The sequence below is a fragment of the Intrasporangium sp. genome (assembly GCF_036566125.1).
Lineage (GTDB): Bacteria > Actinomycetota > Actinomycetes > Actinomycetales > Dermatophilaceae > Intrasporangium.
This window is the reverse complement of the sequence record NZ_DATCWX010000194.1, coordinates 1-20,040: the sequence shown is the minus strand read 5'-3', so window position 1 is coordinate 20,040 and position 20,040 is coordinate 1. Positions and strand designations below refer to the sequence as shown.

General features: G+C 69.9%; 17 protein-coding genes and 1 tRNA gene. 7 read left to right on the top strand and 11 right to left on the bottom strand.

Translation table 11 applies throughout. The features are described from left to right. From VIR15_RS11595 to VIR15_RS11570, 6 genes are all read right to left on the bottom strand, one after another. On the bottom strand, positions 1-258 hold a 258-nt coding region (locus VIR15_RS11595; RefSeq protein WP_331927711.1), incomplete at its 3' end, for a Rho termination factor N-terminal domain-containing protein. Positions 259-548: 290 nt separating this feature from the next. Then, a complete protein-coding gene (gene thrB / locus VIR15_RS11590; protein WP_331927709.1) occupies positions 549-1,502 on the bottom strand; it encodes a homoserine kinase in 954 nt (317 codons plus the stop codon). Positions 1,503-1,504: 2 nt separating this feature from the next. Further along, the gene (gene thrC / locus VIR15_RS11585; RefSeq protein ID WP_331927707.1) at positions 1,505-2,599 is read right to left on the bottom strand and encodes a threonine synthase; all 1,095 of its coding nucleotides are present in this window, start codon (positions 2,597-2,599) and stop codon (positions 1,505-1,507) included. Then, positions 2,599-3,951 (bottom strand): homoserine dehydrogenase, encoded by a 1,353-nt coding sequence (locus VIR15_RS11580; RefSeq protein ID WP_414654955.1) that lies wholly within the window; start codon positions 3,949-3,951, stop codon positions 2,599-2,601. Before VIR15_RS11580 ends, thrC begins: the two co-directional genes overlap by 1 nt. 90 nt (positions 3,952-4,041) lie before the next feature. Beyond that, positions 4,042-5,460: a diaminopimelate decarboxylase gene (lysA, locus tag VIR15_RS11575; protein ID WP_331927703.1), complete on the bottom strand. Its 1,419-nt coding sequence runs from the start codon at positions 5,458-5,460 to the stop codon at positions 4,042-4,044. Positions 5,461-5,462: 2 nt separating this feature from the next. Further along, positions 5,463-6,275: a DALR anticodon-binding domain-containing protein gene (locus VIR15_RS11570; RefSeq protein ID WP_331927701.1), complete on the bottom strand. Its 813-nt coding sequence runs from the start codon at positions 6,273-6,275 to the stop codon at positions 5,463-5,465. A 237-nt stretch (positions 6,276-6,512) separates the two neighbouring features. Between VIR15_RS11570 and VIR15_RS11565 the strand changes: the two genes are divergently transcribed. Beyond that, a tRNA-Arg gene (locus VIR15_RS11565) sits at positions 6,513-6,587 on the top strand. A 7-nt stretch (positions 6,588-6,594) separates the two neighbouring features. On the opposite strand, the gene sulP is transcribed toward VIR15_RS11565, so the two are convergent. Beyond that, positions 6,595-8,301: a SulP family inorganic anion transporter gene (gene sulP / locus VIR15_RS11560; RefSeq protein ID WP_331927699.1), complete on the bottom strand. Its 1,707-nt coding sequence runs from the start codon at positions 8,299-8,301 to the stop codon at positions 6,595-6,597. A gap of 184 nt (positions 8,302-8,485) precedes the next feature. Here sulP and VIR15_RS11555 point away from each other — a divergent pair, with 184 nt between their 5' ends. Beyond that, complete coding sequence (locus VIR15_RS11555) at positions 8,486-8,797, top strand: antibiotic biosynthesis monooxygenase family protein (RefSeq protein ID WP_331927697.1); 312 nt, start codon at positions 8,486-8,488, stop codon at positions 8,795-8,797. Positions 8,798-8,942: 145 nt separating this feature from the next. Here VIR15_RS11555 and VIR15_RS11550 read toward each other — a convergent pair whose 3' ends face one another. After that, positions 8,943-9,335 carry a hypothetical protein gene (locus VIR15_RS11550; RefSeq protein ID WP_331927695.1) on the bottom strand — a complete coding sequence of 131 codons (393 nt, stop codon included), beginning with the start codon at positions 9,333-9,335 and terminating at the stop codon, positions 8,943-8,945. Between the two features lie 104 nt (positions 9,336-9,439). Here VIR15_RS11550 and VIR15_RS11545 point away from each other — a divergent pair, with 104 nt between their 5' ends. Genes VIR15_RS11545 through nhaA form a run of 3 tightly spaced genes read left to right on the top strand, consistent with a single transcriptional unit; the run spans position 9,440 to position 11,961 of the window. Beyond that, a complete protein-coding gene (locus VIR15_RS11545; protein ID WP_331927693.1) occupies positions 9,440-10,087 on the top strand; it encodes a hypothetical protein in 648 nt (215 codons plus the stop codon). A gap of 21 nt (positions 10,088-10,108) precedes the next feature. Beyond that, positions 10,109-10,720, top strand: coding sequence for an ASCH domain-containing protein (locus tag VIR15_RS11540; RefSeq protein ID WP_331927691.1), 612 nt, complete (start codon positions 10,109-10,111; stop codon positions 10,718-10,720). Continuing rightward, positions 10,720-11,961, top strand: coding sequence for a Na+/H+ antiporter NhaA (nhaA, locus tag VIR15_RS11535; protein WP_331927689.1), 1,242 nt, complete (start codon positions 10,720-10,722; stop codon positions 11,959-11,961). Before VIR15_RS11540 ends, nhaA begins: the two co-directional genes overlap by 1 nt. A 122-nt stretch (positions 11,962-12,083) precedes the next feature. On the opposite strand, the gene VIR15_RS11530 is transcribed toward nhaA, so the two are convergent. Next, a complete protein-coding gene (locus VIR15_RS11530) occupies positions 12,084-13,517 on the bottom strand; it encodes a mannitol dehydrogenase family protein (protein ID WP_331927687.1) in 1,434 nt (477 codons plus the stop codon). A 169-nt stretch (positions 13,518-13,686) separates the two neighbouring features. Between VIR15_RS11530 and VIR15_RS11525 the strand changes: the two genes are divergently transcribed. Beyond that, the gene (locus VIR15_RS11525) at positions 13,687-14,991 is read left to right on the top strand and encodes a lactate racemase domain-containing protein (protein WP_331927685.1); all 1,305 of its coding nucleotides are present in this window, start codon (positions 13,687-13,689) and stop codon (positions 14,989-14,991) included. Here the strand turns inward: VIR15_RS11525 and VIR15_RS11520 are convergent. Continuing rightward, a complete protein-coding gene (locus tag VIR15_RS11520; protein WP_331927683.1) occupies positions 14,892-15,965 on the bottom strand; it encodes a LacI family DNA-binding transcriptional regulator in 1,074 nt (357 codons plus the stop codon). The two genes, VIR15_RS11525 and VIR15_RS11520, sit on opposite strands and share 100 nt — an antisense overlap. A 143-nt stretch (positions 15,966-16,108) precedes the next feature. Further along, positions 16,109-18,523, bottom strand: a complete 2,415-nt coding sequence (locus VIR15_RS11515) for a glycoside hydrolase family 3 protein (RefSeq protein WP_331927681.1) — start codon at positions 18,521-18,523, stop codon at positions 16,109-16,111. A 316-nt stretch (positions 18,524-18,839) separates the two neighbouring features. Between VIR15_RS11515 and gnd the strand changes: the two genes are divergently transcribed. Beyond that, positions 18,840-20,040: NADP-dependent phosphogluconate dehydrogenase (gnd, locus tag VIR15_RS11510; RefSeq protein WP_331927713.1), on the top strand; the 1,201-nt coding region annotated here is incomplete at its 3' end.

Sequence of the window (20,040 nt, the reverse complement as noted above, 5' to 3'; positions counted from 1 at the left end):
GGCAGCAGTGGGTTCGGCGGCGCCTGAAGCGCGCACTGCCCGGCGGGGAGCGCGTGCGGGAGCGGACGGAGCCGACGGGGCGCTCTCGGCTGCGGGCGTTCCGCCGGAGCCGGACTGCCGCGCCTTGATGGCCTCGACGAGATCGCTCTTGCGCATCTTCGCCGTGCCCTTGATGCCCATCGAGGTCGCCACGGTCTTGAGCTCGTCCAGCTTCATTGCGGACAGACCAGACACCGGACGGGTGGTTGTTTCTGACACGAAGGATCCTTCCCCCTCGTTTGCGGCCCGGGAGATTCCCAAGAGGCCGGACTGGGCCAGAGATACTGGCTGATCGAGATCCACGTCGGCGCGCAGCGCCCAGAGGCGAACGCCTCAATGTGGGGGTGGTACACCAGCCTGCGTTCCATGCGGCCGTGGTGCGCCATCACTCTAGCATCGCGCCGACCACCCGGCTCGCCCGACCACCCGCAACACACCCGCATATCGAGCGCCGACCCCTGTTGCAGCAGGGGCAAGCGCTCGATATGCGGGTGTGTTGCGGTGGGGAGTCAGGCGACGACCACGGCGCTGACGCCGCTGGCCGGGATGCCAGGGGTCAGCCGGTCCCAGTGCCCCAACCCCGAGGGGACGACAACGTCCGTCGATCGGGCCGTGGTCGTCAGGACAAGGACGGTGGGCCCGGCACCGGAGACGACGGCTGCGTGCCCCTCGGCCCGGAGGGCGTCCACGAGGCGCATCGACTCGGGATACGCCTCGCGACGGGCCTGCTGGTGCAGCCAGTCGCGCGTGGCGGCGTGCAGATGCACCGGCTCCGCGGTCAGAGCGTGGACGAGGAGCGCTGCCCGGCCGCTGTTGGCGGCGGCATCCTTGAGCGGCACTGCCTCCGGCAATACCGCCCGCGCGTGCCGGGTTGCCAGCTGCTGGTCCGGCACGAAGACGACGACCTCGACGTCCGGGTGGAGCACGGGTCGCGCGGTCACCGTGACCGCACCGAGATCGGCGCCGGACCCGTCCGGCATCCAGCTCACCGTCAGGCCGCCGTAGACGCTCGCCGACGCGTTGTCCGGATGCCCCTCCAGGACGCTGGCGATGTGGGTGGCCACCCCGAGGTCAACGGGCACGGTGGCCCCGGGAGCCAGCTCAGCGGCATACGACAACGATTGTGCCGCAACGACGCCCGCGACGATGGCGGTAGCAGAAGACCCCAGTCCACGCCCGTGTGGCACGCCGTTGCACGCGTGCAGCCGTAGGCCGACTGGAGCGACTGCGCCGAGCGTGTCCCACGTGTGCCGCATGGTCCGCACCACGAGGTGTGACTCGTCCGTGGGCACATCAGCCGCACCCTCCCCCGTCACGGACACCTCGAGGCCCGGGGTGTCGAGGGCGGTGGCGACGTACTCGTCCCAGAGGCCGAGCGCGAGGCCGATCGAGTCGAAGCCGGGGCCGAGATTCGCGGTGCTCGCCGGAACGCGGATCCGCACGGAGCGTGCGGCGGTCGCCATGATCAGCCCTCGAGCCCGAGCGCCCGCGCCGCGGTGTAGGCGTCGACGGGAACCCGGATCGGGGTCACCTCGGAGCCGTCTGGGGTGCGCAGGGCCCACTGCGGGTCCTTCAAACCGTGGCCCGTGACGGTGCAGACGATGCGCGTCCCCGTGGGCACCAGGCCCGCGGCGTGGCTCGCCAGCAGGCCGGCGACGGAGGCGGCCGAGCCGGGCTCGACGAAGACGCCCTCCTCGGCCGACAGGAACCGGTGGGCCTCGAGGATCTGCTCGTCCGTGACCGCCTCGATCCTGCCGCCGGACTCGTCGCGCGCGGCGATGGCCTGCTCCCACGAGGCAGGGTTGCCGATGCGGATCGCTGTCGCAACCGTCTCCGGGTTGTCGACCGGGTGGCCGAGCACGAGAGGTGCGGCGCCCGCGGCCTGGAAGCCCCACATCGTCGGCAGCTTCGTGGCAGGCCCGGGACGGTCGCTCACCGCGGGATCGGCGCAGTACTCGCGATAGCCCTTCCAGTAGGCCGTGATGTTGCCGGCGTTGCCGACCGGGAGGCAGTGGATGTCCGGAGCGTCGCCGAGCGCGTCGACGATCTCGAACGCGGCCGTCTTCTGACCCTCGATGCGAGCCGGGTTGACGGAGTTGACCAGCTCGACGGGATACGCCTCGGCAAGCTTGCGAGCGAGGGTGAGGCAGTCGTCGAAGTTGCCATCGACCTGGAGCAGAGTGGCACCGTGGGCGATTGCCTGGCTCAGCTTGCCCATCGCGATCTTGCCCTCTGGGACCAGGACACCGCACGTCATCCCGGCCTTGGTGGCGTAGGCCGCGGCCGAGGCGCTCGTGTTGCCGGTGCTCGCGCAGATGACGGCGCGGGCACCGTGCTTGGCGGCGACCGAGATCGCCGTCGTCATCCCCCGGTCCTTGAACGAGCCGGTCGGGTTGAGGCCCTCGTACTTGAGGTGCACCTCGGCACCCACCCGCTCGGACAGCGTCGCGGCATGGATGAGTGGCGTCCCACCCTCGTGGAGCGTCACGACGGGGGCGCCCTCGAGGAGGGGCAGCCGGTCGGCGTACTCGCGGATGACTCCGCGCCACTGGTGAGCCATCAGGAGCCTTCCACCCGCATGACCGAGTTGACGCCACGGACCACGTCGAGAGTGCGGAGGCTCTCGACGGTGGCGGACAGGGCGGCATCCGTGGCTGCGTGCGTGACGATGACGAGATTGGCTCGGGCGTTGGTGTTGCCCGCCACCTCTCCGCCATCGCGCTGTTCGCCGTCGCGCTCCTCGGGAACCATCTCCTGACGGACCGTCTCGATGGACACGTTGTGGTCGGCGAAGGCCGCCGCGACCTTGGCGAGCACACCGGAGCGGTCCGCGACGTCGAGGCTGACGTAGTAGCGCGTCTGGGCATCGCCCATCGACAGGATCGGCAGATCGGCATAGCTCGACTCACCGGGGCCGAGACCACCACCGACCCGGTGACGGGCAACCGCGACCAGGTCGCCGAGGACGGCGGAGGCAGTCGGGTCGCCACCGGCGCCTCGGCCATAGAACATGAGCTGCCCGGCAGCGTCCGCCTCGACGAACACCGCGTTGAAGGCGTCGCGCACCCCGGCCAGGGGATGCGAACGCGGGATCATGGCGGGGTGGACGCGCACGGAGACGCCGGCGTCGGTCCGCTCGCAGATCGACAACAGCTTGACGACACAGTCCATCTCGCGGGCCGCCGCGACATCCGCCGGCGTGACCTCGGTGATGCCCTCGCGGTGGACGTCGCTGCCGGAGACTCGTGTGTGGAACGCGAGCGATGCGAGGATCGCAGCCTTGGCGGCCGCGTCGAAACCTTCGACATCGGCGGTGGGGTCGGCTTCGGCGTAGCCCAGCGCCTGCGCCTGCTCGACCGCGTCCTCGAACCCCGCACCCGTGGTGTCCATCTTGTCGAGGACGTAGTTGGTGGTGCCGTTGACGATGCCGAGCACCTTGCGCACCTCGTCACCGGCGAGCGACTCGCGCAACGGCCGCAGGAGCGGGATCGCGCCGGCTACCGCGGCCTCGTAGTAGAGGTCGACCCGGTGCTCTGCGGCTGCGGCATAGAGGCGCGGGCCGTCCTCGGCGAGGAGCGCCTTGTTGGCCGTCACCACGGAGGCTCCGTGCTCCATGGCGCGGAGGATGAGCGACCGTGCCGGCTCGATGCCGCCGATGACCTCGACGACGATGTCGGCCCGCGTCACGAGCTCCTCGGCGTCCGTCGTCACGAGCGAGGGGTCGACGCCGAGGTCGGAGCGATCCCGTCCGGCCCGGCGCACCGCGATACCGACGATCTCGAGCGGGGCGCCGACGCGGGCTGCCATGTCGTTGGCACGCTCCGTCAGGTGACGGGCCACCGCACCACCGACGACACCGGCTCCGAGGAGGGCGACGCGGAGAGGTTTGCTGGCGCTCACATCAGTGTCCACGTGCGAATCCTCCCGTTCGTGCCCGGGCCGGACGTCCATCGTTTCGCGATCCGGACCTGATGACGCAGGATCTCCAGCTCAGACATGAGCTCAGACATCGAGTGCCAGCAGGTCGTCGATCGTCTCCCGACGCACGATGACCCGGGCCACACCGTCACGCACGGCGATCACGGGCGGCCGCGGCGTGTGGTTGTACTGGCTCGACAGGGAGCGGCAGTAGGCACCCGTGCCCGGCACCGCGATGAGGTCTCCCGGCCCGACGTCGTTGGGCAGGAACTCGTCCATGACGACGATGTCACCGCTCTCGCAGTGCTTGCCGACGACGCGACCGAGGATCGGCGCAGCGTCGGACCGACGGTTGGCCACGGTGCACGAGTAGTCGGCCGCGTAGAGCGCGGTCCGGACGTTGTCGCTCATCCCGCCGTCGACCGAGACGTAGAGCCGGCTTGCTCCCCCGTCGAGCTCGACCGGCTTGACCGTGCCGACCTCGTAGAGGGTGAAGGTGCTCGGCCCGGCGATCGCCCGCCCGGGCTCGATCGAGATGCGCGGGATGGCCACGCCGTCGGCCCGGCACTCGCGCTCGACGATCTCGGCCATGCCAGCGGCGAGGGCCTTCGGGGCCTGGGGGTCGTGCTCGGTGGTGTAGGCGATCCCGAAACCGCCACCGAGATCGAGCTCGGGCAGCTCGACACCGAACTCGCGCGCCACGTCCGTGTGCAGACCGAGCACGCGTCGGGCGGACACCTCGAACCCGGACGTGTCGAAGATCTGCGACCCGATGTGGCTGTGCAGCCCGAGCAGCTGGAGCGTCCGCGGACGGGCGAGGATCTGTCGGACTGCCTCGACCGCCTGGCCTCCCGCGAGCGAGAACCCGAACTTCTGGTCCTCGTGGGCCGTCGCGATGAACTCGTGCGTGTGCGCTTCGACGCCGACGGTGACGCGGACGAGCACTGGCGCGACGACGCCGAGCTGGTCGGCGACGGCGGAGACGCGCTCGATCTCCTCGAAGGAGTCGACGATGATGCGTGAGATGCCGTACTCCAGCGCGGTGCGGATCTCGGTGACGCTCTTGTTGTTGCCGTGCATCCCGATGCTCGAGCCCGGCACGCCGGCGCGCATGGCGACGGCGAGCTCGCCGCCGGTGCAGACGTCGAGGAACAGTCCGTCGTCACGGATCCACCGGGCGACCTCGGTGCAGAGGAAGGCCTTGCCGGCGTAGAACACGTCAGCCCCGCCGCACAGGTCGTCGAACACCTCGGCATACGTCTGCTTGAACTCGCGCGCGCGCGAACGGAAGTCGTCCTCGTCGAGCACGTAGGCGGGCGTGCCGAATTCGCGCGCCAGGTCGACGACGCTCACCCCGCCGACGGTGAGGGTTCCATCCTCGCCCCGACCAATGGATGAGGCCCAGAGGGACGGGACGAGCGCGTTGACGTCGCCGGGTGGTTCGAGCCAGGTCGGCCCGCGGTAGCCGTCGGCATGGAGGGCGCCGGCTTCATGTGCGCGCATGTTTACATCCTCTCCGGGGCCGGGACGCCGAGCCGCGTGAGTCCATTGCGCAAGACAATGGCGGCGGCGGCGGCGAGGGCCAGACGTGCACCGTGGATGCCCCGCACGCGCTCATCGACGGTCATCGGCCGGATGGGCTGGTTCCACGCATCGGCCCGGGCGGCGAGGTCAGTGACGGCCCGGAGCTGCTGGGCGCGATCTCCTTCGTGCCGGTCCATGCGCTGGGGGAAGTCCGCCAGCGCGACGAGGAGGAGCCGCTCGGCGACGTGACCCAGGTCCTCGCGGCGGTCGGAGGGACGGATCTCGACTCCGACCGCGCGGGCGTTGCGGACGAGGCGGAGGAGTCGCGCATGGGCCAGCTGGGCGGGGCGCAGCGCCGGATCGCTGCCGAGCCAGGCCGGCAGGTCCGTGCGTTGACCGTCCACGTCGACAATGGGGATGCGCTGGCCGGGTGGCAGCCCGTAGGTCGCCTCGTGCTCGAGCACCACGTCGATGATGGCTGAGCGGTCGGCGTCGGCGAGCGTGAGGGAGAGCAACCCCGACGGCGCCACCTCCACGGCGTCGATGGATCGGTGGTCGACGAGGCGTTGTGCGAGCACGCGGCCGAGCTCGAGGGGCTCGAGGTCGAGCTCAGGCGCCCAGCGCTGCGCAACCGGCGTCACCCAGTCCGCCACGACCCCTGCCGAGCGCCCGTCCACCGGCCGGAAGATCGGTCCCGCGGGCGGCCCGGCCTCCGCCTCGTCGGGCAGCTCCCCTACGCGCGCGGCGGTGGCGGCGACCTGCTCGAGCAGCTGGCGCAGCGCCTCGGGAGTCATCCCGCGAGTCTAAAGACACCATGCCGTATGCCGCTGAGCTCCTCCCCGGTCACCTGCCGTGCCGCTCCTCCCGCCCCCCACCCCCGCAACACACCGAGCAGGAGCCAAACCAGCACGGAAATAGCCGTCTGGGGTTGACCGCTGCCGGGTGTGTTGCTGCGTGTGTTGCGGCGGGGTGCATTCCGCGATCCGGGCCCGGTGCTGCTAACCTCACGTGGCGCACGAAAGTGCACGGCCGCCCCCGTAGCTCAGGGGATAGAGCACCGCCCTCCGGAGGCGGGAGCGCAGGTTCGAATCCTGCCGGGGGCACCATTGCGATCTAGCCGTTGAGATGTGCCTCGACCGCACGGTGCACGTTGCCGTGAATGTGGTCGGCACCGAGACGCTCGGTCACCCCTTCCCGTTCCAGCACCGCGCGGACCCCCGGCTTGACTCGGGCGAGCCGGAGGGTGACGTCCGCCTGACGGCAGAGCACCAGCAGGTCGTCAATGGTCGCCGAGCCCTGCGAATCGAGGAAGTTGATGCCTTCACAGTCGAGCACCACGCAGCGGGGGCTCTCGGACTGGATCACGGTGCGGATCCGGTCCTCCAGGGCATCCGCGGTTGCGAAGAAGAGGCCGCCGTCGAGGCGGACGACGGCTACGCCCGGGATCAGCTCGTCGTCCGGGTTCTCGATGACGTCCCGGAACACCTGGGTACCGGGCTCCCGTCCCAGAGTCGGCATCTGCGGCTGCGTGGCTACGGCGATGAGCCACAACAGCGACAGGCCGATCCCCAGGATGACGCCGGCGAGCACACCGAAGGCCAAGGTGCCGAGAATGGCAACGATCGCGACCCAGAAGTCGAACCGCTGCACCCGGTAGATCCGGCGCATCTCGGGGACGTTCATCATGCCCATGACGACGGCCTCGATGATCAGCGCCCCGAGGACCGGCTTGGGCAGCTGCGAGAAGAGCGGCGCCAGGAAAAGCAAGGTCAGCAGGACGGTGACACCGCTGGTGATCGACGCGAGCCCGGTCTTGGCCCCGGAGTGGTCGTTGAGGGAGCTGGCCGACAGACTCGTCGAGACGGGCATACCGTGGAACACTCCCGAACCGATGTTGGCCGCAGCCTGAGCGACCGACTCCTGGTCCATGTCGATCTGGTAGCGGTGCTTGGCCGCGAAGGCGCGCGCGTCACCGGCGGTCTGCGAGAAGCCGATCAGCATCAGCGCGACGGCAGCGATAATCGCGGTCCCGCCGTGGTCGAGGAGCAGCGACGGGCTGGGGATGTCGAAAGACGGAAGGCCGCTCGGGACGTCGCCGACGAGAGCGACACCCTTGTCGCCGAAGTCGAAGAGGTACGACGCGATGAGGCCCCCGACGACGAGGACCAGCGCTCCCGGGACGCGCGGAGCCACGTATCGGATGCCGAAGACCACGACGAGAGACACGACCCCGACGACGAGCGTCAGCAGGTGCGTCTCGCCGAGAGAGCCCAGCCAGGAACGGAATTCCTGGAGCGAGTTCGTGCCGGACGTATCGGTGCCGGTGATCTTCGCGAGCTCCCCGATGACCACATCGATCGCCGCGCCGAACAGGAACCCGGTGACCACGGCCCGGGACAGGAACTGGGAGATCCAGCCCATCCGCAGGAGGGCGAGCAGGAGGAAGAGGAGCCCCGAGATCAGGGTGATCCCCGCCACGAACGTTGCGACGTCGCCCGGCGCGGTGAGACCCGCGGTCGCCACCGCGCTGGCCGCCACCGCGGCCAAGCCGGAACTCGGACCCATCGAGATCTGTCGACAGGTGCCGAAGATGGCGTAGAGGACTGCGCCGGCAGCGGCGGCGTACAAGCCGTTCTGGAGCGGGATACCGGCGATACCCGCATACCCGAGGTTCTTCGGCACGATGAGCGCCGCCACGGTCACTCCGGCGATCACGTCACCCCGAAGCCAGCTCCGGTCGTAGTCGCGAAGCCAGCCGACGATGGGCAGGACTCGGGCGATCCCGGGGGCGGCTGGCGGAGCGGACTCGACGGTGCTCATCGGAGCACCCGCACGACGAGGCCCATGTCCAGTCCTCCTTACTCGATGTCATCCGACACTGGGACGAGGGGTCTTTCCGGATCACCCTCCGCGATGTCCCTCGACGATGGTCGCGCGACCCGGGTCGGGAAGGCCAGATTCACCAGCAGGACCCAGCTCGGGTCCAGCGGCATACGGTTGATTCATGTCCATCGTGAAGATCAACGCCATCTCCGTCCCCACGGCGGCGGCAGCCGAGCTCGAGCGCCGGTTCTCGCAGCGTGCCGGGGTCGTCGACCGGTCGCCCGGGTTCCTCGGGTTCCAGCTGCTGCGGCCGGTCCAGGGTGACGAGCGCTACTTCGTCGTCACGCAGTGGGAGGACGAGGAGTCCTATGCCGCCTGGCGTGATGGTGAGGCGCGAGCCGCCCACAAGGGCGACCACGGCGCGCCCGTGGCGACGGCGGCGGAGCTGCTCGAGTTCGAAGTTGTCCTCGACGTGCGTCCAGCGAGCGGCTGAGGCAGCGGTGGACACCGGGACCTTCGTCCCTTGGCCCGCCGGGCGGCACGCGTGAGGATGAGGAGCGGACCGCACGAGTGTGGCTCGCCGGGCAGCAGGCACCCGGCGAGCCCTTCGTTGTGCCAACCGCTGACTCAAGGCCGGGTCAGACGAAGCTGAGCAGGGCCAGAGCGTAGGCGTCTTCGGCGTCCCCGGCCGAGAAGAGCCGGTCGCCGTCGGCGGTCGCGATGGTGACGCACCAGCCACCGTCGATCGGGTTGAGCGCGAGGAAGCGATGACCGAGCAGGTCTCGCAGCTGGTCCTCGCGCGGTAGCCAGATCGCCTTGTCGAGGGTCACCGAGTCCAGCGCCCACTCCGTCGTGCCGTTGAAGCCGAGGATCGGCTGGCCCTGGTAGGTGTGCACGTCGATGGTCAGCTCGCTGATCCAGAACACCTCGTCGAGCAGGGTGGGCTGGTCGATCATGAAGCGATCACCCGGCTGGGGCTCCCAGAGCACCCCCTCCGACAGGAGCCGGCGGGCCAGGTCGACGCTGATCATCTGCCCACGGTACGTGCCGAGGCGATCCCCCGCGCCCCACACCACCCAGGCGCCGCTCGGATTCCGGCGTTGACCCCTGAGCCCCCGGACGCGACGCTGATGCCATGGTGCCCCCGCCCCTCCGCGACCCGGCGCTCGTCGACGCGGTCCGCGTCAGGGTCACGCTCGAGGCACCCGACGGCCCGGCTGAGGTGTTCCTCCTCGATCTCGAGCTCGTCGATCCGGCACCGGCCCACGACGACGCGACGTACCTGTCCGCGCTGTCGCCCGTCGTCGAGCTGGTGGACACACCGGATGGCTGCGTCGTGCGCATCGGCCGCGAGCACCGACTCGGCGCCCACTCAGCCAGCGTCCTCGACATCGACGTGTCGCTGCCAAGGCCGACCTTCAGGGTCGACGAGACGGATCCGACCGAGCGGAACGTCCAGCACGAGGCCCTGGAGGCCGCCGTTGCGGCGGCATTCCGCTCCGTCATCGACTGGTTCCCCTCGGCAGGGACCGCCGAAATCGGTCATGACGAGGCGCTGGCCCTCGCTCGGCGACGCGTCGCAGAGGCATCTCCGGAGGCTGGGGCTGCGCGCCTCTCGGTGTCGGCTGAGGAGCACATCAACGGGGAATGGGCTGTCCGGCTGGTCGGTTCGACACCCGCCGGCTTCGAGGTGCGCGTCGGCTTCGTCGACGGCCATCCCGGAACGACCCAGGTGCGGCGGATAGGCACGGGAGAGGTCGTCGACTCCGTGGGCGCCGAATAGGCGCTCTGGCACGATGACCGTGTGTTGATCTCCAAGCCGATCGCCGAAGGAATCAGAGACGGTCGCGTGAGGACGCTCTACCGCCGCTGGGACGTCCCACGGGTCAAGGTCGGCGGCACACAGCTGACGTCAGCAGGGGTGGTCACCTTCACCCGGGTCGTGAGGATCAAGGACCTGGACGGGATCTCCGACCGGGCCGCGCGGGCCGCGGGGATGAAAGATGGCGCTGCCCTTCGGAAGGCGCTCGCTCCGCGGGACCGCAAGCCGAGCGCCCGAGGCAGCAGAGGTGGCGAGAACGTCTACCGAATCCACGTGATCTGGGCCGGGGAGGACCCGCGAACAGCCCTGCGCGAGCGGCTCCCCGACGCCGCGGAGCTGGCGGAGATCGGGCGCCGCCTCGCTCGGCTCGACGCCCGGCCGGCCGGCCCGTGGACCCACGAAATCCTGGCCTGGATCCGCGCCAACCCGCGCGTCGTCTCCAAGGAGCTCGCGGCCCTGCGAGGGGTGGAGCTGCTGCCGATGAAGGCAGACATCCGCAAGCTCAAGTCCCTCGGTCTCACGATCAGCCACGACGTCGGATACGAGCTGTCGCCAAGGGGTGCCGCTTACCTGGACCACCTGGGAGGAGCGTGATGACCGGCCGGAGCAATGGCAACGGCCGGACCCTCTTCGGGCCGCTGACGAGGGGCGGGGAGCGCAACTTCCTCGACACGCTTCGGGCCGAGAACGTCGGTGCCCTGCTCCTGCTCGCCTCCAGCGTCATCGCGCTCATCTGGGCGAGCTCCCCATGGGCGTCGGCGTACCGCACCATCTCGGACACTGTCGTGGGTCCGGCCAGGCTCGGCCTCGACCTCACCATCGCGACCTGGGCGACGGACGGACTGCTCGCCTTCTTCTTCTTCGTCGTCGGTCTCGAGCTCAAGCGTGAGTTCGCGGTCGGCGAGCTGAGCAGCCCGCGACGGGCGGCCCTGCCCGTCATCGCCGCGGTCGGCGGGATGGCCGTGCCGGCGGCGATCTACCTGCTCGTCAACACCATGGCCGACGGCGAACCGCAGGGTTGGGCCGTGCCCACCGCGACCGACATCGCGTTCGCCGTGGCCGTCATGTCCGCCTTCGGCCGACGCCTCCCAACCTCGTTGCGCGCATTCCTGCTCACGCTCGCGGTGGCGGACGACTTCGGCGGGATCATCATCATCGCAACGGTCTTCGCCCACGGACTGAACCTGCTCTGGCTGCTCGCCGGCCTGGCGGGCATCGCCGCCTTCGGCTGGCTGGTCCGGCGAAGGACGAGCCCCGCACTCCTGTTCATCGTGGGCGTGCTGTCGTGGTGGGCGGTGCACTCGTCGGGGATCCACGCGACGATCACCGGGGCCGCGCTGGCTTTCACCGTGCCGGCCGTGCCCCCCGACGATGCGACCGAGTCGCTCGCCGAGCGGTACGAGCACGTCTGGCGACCCTTCACCGCAGGGTTCGCCGTGCCCGTCTTCGCCTTCTTCGCGGTCGGCATGCCACTGACTCCGGGCATGCTCGGCGACGCCTTTGCCAGCCCGATCGCTCTCGGCATCATTCTCGGACTCGTCCTCGGGAAGCCGATCGGCATCGTCTCGGCGACCCTCCTCGGCGCGCGGCTCCTGCGGCTGCACCCCGACGCCCGAGGAGCGTGGAATGACCTGCTCGCCGTGTCGTGCACCGCTGGCATCGGCTTCACGGTGTCCCTGCTCCTCAACTCGTTGACCTTCGAGGGCAGCGCGGAGGACATCGGCAAGTCGGGGATCCTGGTCGCCTCGGTGCTCTCGGCGGTCCTCGCGGCCGTGCTGCTGGCCTGGCGTTCGCGCGTGCACGAGCGACGCGGCGATGCGATGCCCCCCGGTTGAGACCGGAGCAGTTCCGTGGCAAGCGCGCGGCCCGTGCGTGGCTGGGGAAACGAGCCGGTGCCGTATGCCGCTGGGCTCGCTTGCGACGTCAGCGCCGTCGCGACCCGGTGGCCTCAGCGACGTCAGCGCGCCTCGAGGCTCGCGACGAGGCCCGTCACCTCGATGACCACCCGCTCGTGGAGACCCCCACCGTCGATCCCGAGCCATTCGAGGGTGCGGCGGGTCGCCTCCTCGACGCTGCCGGCCCCGAGAGGCAGGACCTGGTCAGCAAAGGCATCGGTGACCGGCGCCCCGGCACCCCGCAGGTGGGCGATCCAGGCCGCGACGAGCCGCAGGGCGCCCAGGTTCACCCGGCCGGCCGCGAGCTCGGCCTGCACGACCGGGACCGCGCGGATCGGGATCTTCTGCGAGCCGTCGGCGGCGATCTGGGCGAGCAGATGGCGGATCGAGGCATTGGAGTAGCGATCGAGCAGGGCCTGCCGGTACCTGTCGATGTCCTCGGCCGGGAGGCTGAGGTGGGGTGAGGCGGCGTCCCACCACTCCTCGACCCAGGACCGGACCTCGGGGTCGGCTATGGCGTCGGCGACCGTCTCATGGCCCAGCGTCGAGGCGCCGTAGGCCATGAGCGAGTGCGACCCGTTGAGCAGCCACAGCTTGCGCTGCTCGAACGGCCGGACATCGTCGACGAGCGTCGCTCCCGCGGTGTCCCAGGCCGGTCGTCCGTTGGGGAAGTCGCCGGCCAGGACCCATTCCGTGAAGGGCTCGGTCGGCACGGCCGCCGGGTCGTCGACGCCGAGCTGCCGCGCCACCTCGGCCCGGTCATCATCGGTCGGGCGCGGGGTGATCCGGTCGACCATCGTCGTGATGAACGAGACGTTGGCGACAACCCAGGCCTCGAGCAACGGGTCGACGGCCCGGGCAAGGTCACCGACGACGCGCGCTGCCATCTCGCCGTTCTCGGGCACGTTGTCGTTGGGCACGATTGCGATTCGCCCGGCCTGGGCGGCGCGGCGGGCAAGCAGCCCTGCCGTGAGCCGGCCCGGAGTCGTCGTGACGACGCCTGCGGCCGGGTCCTCCCGGAGTGCGGCGATGTCGTCGGCCACGTCCTCCGCACCACCATCGAGCCCGCCGTCCGGTGCCCGTCGGTACCCCGCCTCCGTGACCGTGATCGTCACCAATGCCACCAGGGGATCCGCGAAGTAGCCGCGAAGCGCGTCGAGGTCGTCTCCCGGATGGACGGCGCTCAGGCTGGAGATCACCTCCGGGCGAGCGCCCTCGGGCCCCCGGATGAGGAGCGTGTAGAGGTCCTCCTGTCCGGCGAGGGTCTCCGCGACGGCGGGAGACCGGCCAGTGAAGGCGGCGTAGCCCCAGTCAGTGGCGTCCTTGGCGTGCTCCGTGTACCAGGCGGCGTGGGCCCGGAAGAAGTTGCCGACTCCCAGGTGCACCATGCGCACAGGCGCTGCCGGGCGGCCGTCCGTCTGACGGCTCAGCCGGCGCGTGTGCGAGGGCGCGCTCGGAGCGAGCTCAGCGGCATACGACTCGTTCTGACTGGTCACAGCGTGAACGCCTTCCGTGGGGCGACGCAGGCGCTGTCGAGTCTACGAGAGGTATCGGTGCCGGGATCGACCTGACGGCGGGCCGCATGTCGTTGACGACGTTCCCATGGGTTGCCACCAGTTGCCGCCGGGGCTTGTCAGGGCTCAGGCCGCCCGCGACAGTGGGGGCGTGACGACAGCGCCGCCCACCTCAGAGGAGTCGCCCGAGCTCGCAGCTCGGCGAGCCGCCCGACTCGGGGGGACGGAGGGAGTCCTGGAGCCTGACGCGGTGACCCGCTTCATCGCGGAGCAGCTCGACGCCGCCGACCTCGACGGCAAGAGCGTGTGCATCATCGTCCCCGATGCCACGCGGAGCTGCCCGATGCCCCTGTTGCTCAAGGCGGTTCACGGCGCGTTGCACGGTCGCGCCTCCCGGCTGACGACGCTCGTCGCACTGGGAACTCACCAGCCGATGAGCGAGAAGGCCCTCGGCCGCCATCTCGGCTTCACGGCGGGACGGCTCGAGGAGACCTATCCCGGTATGGCGGTGGTCAACCACCAGTGGTGGGACCCGGGGACGTTCGCCAACCTCGGCACCATCCCGGCGGCGCGCCTCGAGGAGCTCTCCGAGGGGCGCCTGTCGATGGACGTCCCGGTGCTGCTCAACCGGGCCGTCGTGGAACACGACGTGGCACTCGTCGTCGGACCGGTCCTCCCGCACGAGGTCGTCGGCATCTCCGGCGGCAACAAGTACTTTTTCCCCGGCGTCGCCGGCCAGGCGATCATCGACGTCTCGCACTGGCTCGGCGCCCTCATCACCTCGGCGGAGATCATCGGCACGACGGGGATCACGCCCGTCCGTGCGCTCATCAACGAGGGGGCCGCCCTCGTCCCGGCGCGGAAACTCGCCTTCTGCGTCGTCGGCGTGAGTGGGTCGCTCGACCTGCACTCGGTCTCCTTCGGCGACACGCTGGCCGCCTGGGCCGACGCGGCCCAGGTGTGCGCGGCCACCCACGTCACCTACCTCGACGAGCCGGTCAGTCGCGTCATCTCGATCATCCCGCAGATGTACGAGGACATCTGGACCGGCGCGAAGGGCTTCTACAAGCTCGAGCCGGCCGTCGCGGACGGTGGCGAGGTGATCCTCTATGCGCCGCACATCACCGAGATCTCGACGAGCCACCCGGAGATCAACGAGATCGGCTACCACTGCCGCGACTACTTCGTGAAGCAGTGGGACCGCTTCAAGCACGTCCACTGGGGGACGCTCGCTCACTCGACGCACCTGCGCGGCGCCGGCACCTATGACGCCGTGACGGGAGAGGAGCGCCTCCGCGTCAAGGTCACCCTGGCCACCCGGATCCCCGAGGAGGTCTGCCACGCGGCCAACCTCGGCTACCTCGACCCGGACTCGATCGACCTGGCCGCGGAGGAAGCCGACGAGGAGACCCTCGTCGTGCCGAATGCCGGAGAGGTCCTGTTCCGGCTGCGCTGAGCCGTCGACCGACGAACCACCAGCCGGGCGGGCATGACGATGGGCTCGCGACTCGGCACTGCGCCCCCGATCATGGCGACGAGGTTGCGAACGGCCGTGGCGCCCATGGCGTGCAACGGCGCCGCGACCGTCGTCAGCTCAGGTTCGATGATGTCGGCGAGCAGCGTGTTGTCGAAGCCGACAACACTCACCTCGTCGGGCACGGCAACGCCGAGCCGGGTCAGGCCCTTGACGACGCCGATGGCCACGGCGTCGTTGTAGCCGATGACAGCGGTGGACGAGGCTTCGACCACCTCGCGCGCCCGGCCGAAACCGGCCTGGACGGTCGGGGTGTTGCACGGGCCGATCCGCCGCACGTGGACATCCAGCTCGACGGCGGCCTCACGCAGGGCCAGCCACCGCCTGCCGTCGGTCCAGCTGGCCTCCGGACCGGCGACATAGGTCACCGCGTCGTGGCCCAGCTCGGTGAGGTGCTCGAGGGCGCGTCGCATCCCCCGGGCGTTGTCCACGAAGATGCAGGGCACCTCGGGGAGCCGGCGGTTGAGGACGACGACCGGCTTCTGTTTCGCCATCATCCGGATCGCGCTGTCGGACATCCGTGAGCTCGCGAGCAGAACGCCCTCGACGGCCGAGAGCTCTCGCTCGGTCCACTCCCGCTCGCGCTGTGCGTCCTCCTGGGTGTGCGAGAGCAGCACCGTGTAGCCGAGCGCGTGCGCTGCCTCGTGCGCCCCGTGGATGATGTCGGCGTAGAACGGGTTGGTGATGTCGGTGACGACGAGCGCCAGCGTGGCGGTCCTGGTCGACACCAGCCCGGGCAGCGCCGTCGAGCGGTAGCCGAGCAGCTCGGCGACCTCGAAGATCCTGGTGGCGGTCTCGGCCTTGACCCGTCCCGGACGCGCGAAGGCCCGCGACACGGTCGAGGCGGCAACGCCCGCAGCCCGGGCCACGTCGTAGATCGTCGGTCGGCGATCCATTCGGCCAACCTAGAGGCGCGGGCGCGAGACCGACAGCCAGTGTCGGACCTCGGACAGGCCCTGCAGGGAAGTGCGAGCACTGGTACGGCAGAGGGGTCCCGCGGCCGCGGGACCCCTCTGGTCAGCACCTGAAGAGCCGGGCCTCAGCCCTGGCCCTCGTAGGTGAGGCCGAATCCGTAGGGGAACAGCTCCCCGTCGTCGGTCTCCTGGTAGCCGGGCAGGTCGCTCTGCTGCTGCTCGATGGCGGCCCGCGTCCCCGCCAGCGCGAACGGCAGTCGTCCCTGCGGCGCGAACTCGCCCGAGAGGACGTCCATGAGCGCGGTGTCACTCATCCCGAAGCCGGCCACGATCGCGCCGGCGTCCCGCAGCCCACTCGCGTCATCCAGGACGAACGGCTGGCGGAAGTAGACGTGGAGGATGACCTTGTTCGGGTCACCGACCTCGCCCATCACCTGCTGGATCGTGCTGAGCGACGGGACGACCTGCCACGACTCCGACGTCTCCATCCCGCTGAAGTCGAGGATGCCCGACTCCCACGGGTAGGAGCCCCCGAAGCGCAGTCCGCTGTCAGTACAGGCCGTCGCGCCGTAGGACACGCAGGCATCGGACGCGCCGTAGGGGCTCTGTCCGTCGAGGCCGGCGGTGTTCGGCATGACGATCGGGTTGAGGTGGTCCGGGTTCAGACCGGTCGCCGGGTCGTCGCTCCGGTAGGCGGCGGTGTTCTTGTTCTTGGCCGTCATCGAGACGATGACGTAGTCCGCGCCCTCGGCGCTGGGACGCGGCGTGCCCGCCGGGACGTTGCCGTTGATGACCTCGTAGCCGTGACCCGCGACGGTCTCCTCGTTGAAGTCGCCGAGGATGTAGACCTTGGCACCCGGCTTGAGCGGCAGGACCTTGCCGCCGTCGTGGGCGTCGTTGTTCTGCAGGAGGACGGCCGACTTGCGCTGGAGATCCAGTCCGACGGCGCGGTTGGCATCGTTGCCCACCGTCGCCGTGGCGACCGCCTCGTCGACATAGGGGTCCTCGAACAGGCCCATCCGGAACATCGGGTCGAGCAGCCGGGTCGCGGCGAGGTCGACGCGCGCCTCGGAGACCAGCCCGTCGGACACGAGGCCGGTGATCGTCTGGACGTCATGGAAGCCGGACAGCGTGTCGGTGCCACCATTGATCGCCGCGGCCACCCGCTCGGGAACGGTGGCCGTCTCCAGACCCCAGGCCCGGTCAGTGATGACGCCAGTGTCGGAGTTGACATAGCCCGTGAAGCCGAGCTTGTCCCGGAGCAGGTCGTTGACGATCTGTCCGGAGAAGGCCATGCCGATCTGGTCGAACGTGACCCCGTCGTAGGTGACGTCCATCGGCACCCCGTAGTAGGGCATGATTGCCGCCACGCCGGCGTTGATGGCGGCCTGGAATGGCTTGAGGTGGTAGCCGAAGCCGTCACCCGGGTAGACCTGCGTCTTGCCGAAGGCGTAATGCGGGTCGAGGCCGAGCTCCTGGGGGCCGCCGCCCGGGAAATGCTTGAGCGTCAGGGCGACGTCGGTCTCTGGGCTGAGGGCCGTGCCATCCTTGCCGACCGGACCCTGGAGCGTGCTGACGAGGGTACGCATGATGTTGGCGCCGAGGTTGGCGTCCTCGGTGAAGGTCTCATGGGTGCGGTACCAACGCGGCTCGGTCGACAGGTCGGCCATGTAGCCATACATGCCGCGCAGGCCGATCGATGCCCACTCCTCACCCATGACCTCGGCGAAGTCCTCGACGACGGACATGTCGCCGGCCATGGGGGCCGTACCCGTCCGGAGGGCTTCCTCACCAAGGGCCGCCGCCGCGATCCCGGCTTCCTTGGGGAAGGCCGAGAAGGCGCCGGCCGACTCGTTGATCCCGGCGCGGGCATCCGGGTCGATGTGGTTGCGGGCGTTGGACTTGAACAGGGCGGGAATGCCGAGTCGGGTCGCCTCGCTCAGCTGCTGGACGCCGTTGGTGAACTTCGCCGCCTCAGCCGGTGTCACCGAGATGCGGGTCCCGAAGCCGCCACTCTCCTCGGTGCACAGTGCCTTGTCCGGGCTGGTCACGGTGTTGCGGAAGACGAAACGGTGCATCTGCTGGTTGTCGATGTAGTCCGCAGCAAGCGCCGGCACCGTGCCGCGCTCACCGGTCTCCACGATGCACGAGGCGTTGAGCGTGTCGATGAGCATGAGGCCGGCCTTCTCCTCGAGCGTCATCCGCTGGACGAGATCGGCGACCCGCTCCTCCACCGGCTTGCGCCAGTCCTCGTAGGTGTCGAGTCGACCGTTTGCGTTGAGGTCCTTGAACGTTCGTCCCTTGACTGTTATCAGGGCCTTCGCCCGAGCCTCGAGAACGGGAGGTCGACCGTGGTTGCCTTCGTCACCCAGCACGGTACCCAGCCCGGTACCCAGCACGGTCCGGGCACCGTCAGACGTCGGCGCGACGTCGGCCCGTGGCGCAGCGGTGGCACCAAGGCCGAGGGCGAACGTGAGGGGCAGCGCCGCAGTGACGCCGAGCAGGCCGCGACTTCGTCGCGAGCGGAGGGGTGTCTTCATCAGATCCGTGGCTCCTCATTGAACTGGATGGGGATGATCGGGACACGTTCGCGCCCCGGCCCGCCGTGCCCCAACGAGTTGCCATGAGTTGCACCCACGTCGCCTCGCTGCAGAGACTGGCAACTGGTGACAAACGCCTTCCATGCGACGGTTGGATCTGACTCAATGGGAGGGGGACTCCTGCCGCACCGCCGCGCTCACCAAGCCCAGCGGCATACGGCATCTTCCTGTTGAACCTTCCCGCACCTTCTCGAAACCTTCACCACAAAGGAACACCGTGAGCGACTCAGCGACAGCGGACATCGGTGTCATCGGCATGGCCGTCATGGGCAGCAACCTCGCCCGCAACCTCGCCCGTCACGGGCACACGGTCGCCGTGTTCAACCGGACGCACGCGCGCACGCTCGCGCACCTCGAGGCCCATCGGGCGGACGGCACGTTCGTCGGGGCGGAGGCCCTCGAGGAGTTCGTCGCCTCCCTCATCCGGCCCCGCAGGATCATCATCATGGTCCAGGCCGGTCCGGGCACCGACGCGGTCATCGACCAGCTCGCACCGCTGCTCGAGGACGGCGACATCATCGTCGACGGCGGCAACGCCCACTTCGAGGACACCCGGCGGCGCGAGGCGGCGCTCCGGGAGGTCGGCCTGCACTTCGTCGGCGCCGGGATCTCCGGCGGGGAGGTGGGCGCCCTGGAGGGACCGTCCATCATGCCTGGGGGCTCGGAGGAATCGTACGAGGCGCTCGGGCCGATGCTCGAGTCCATCGCGGCGAAGGTGGACGGCGAGCCGTGCTGCGCCTACATGGGCCCCGACGGAGCCGGTCACTTCGTCAAGATGGTCCACAACGGCATCGAGTACGCCGACATGCAGTTCATCGCCGAGGCCTACGACGTGCTCACGGCGGCCGGCCTGTCGGCCGGCGATGTCGCCGACGTCTTCCGCGAGTGGAACACCGGAGAGCTGGACTCCTTCCTCGTCGAGATCACGGCCGAGGTCCTCGACCAGGTCGACCCGTCGACGGGGCGGCCCCTCGTCGAGCTCATCGTCGACCAGGCCGAGCAGAAGGGCACCGGCCGCTGGACCGTCCAGTCCGCCCTCGAGCTGGGGGTCCCGGTGTCCGCGATTGCCGAGGCGGTGTTCGCGCGCTCGGCATCCGGCGACCGCACCGTCCGCGAGGCTTCACGCGGCGTCCTCACCGGCCCGGAACGCGTCCTCCCGCCCTGGGCCGGCTCCGAGCGGAAGCAGCTGGTGGACGCCGTCCGCGACGCCCTCTGGTCGGCCAAGGTCGTCGCCTACGCGCAGGGCCTCCAGCAGATCCGACAGGCGAGCGCGAACTTCGGCTGGGGCGTCGACATCGCGACCGTGGCCCGCATCTGGCGTGGTGGCTGCATCATCCGGGCGCGCCTGCTCAAGCAGATCAGCGACGAGTACGCCGCGGGGCAGCTGGCCACCCTCCTCGTGGCCCCCAGCATCCAGGCCGGCCTGGCCGACCGCCAGGAATCGTGGCGGCGGGTCG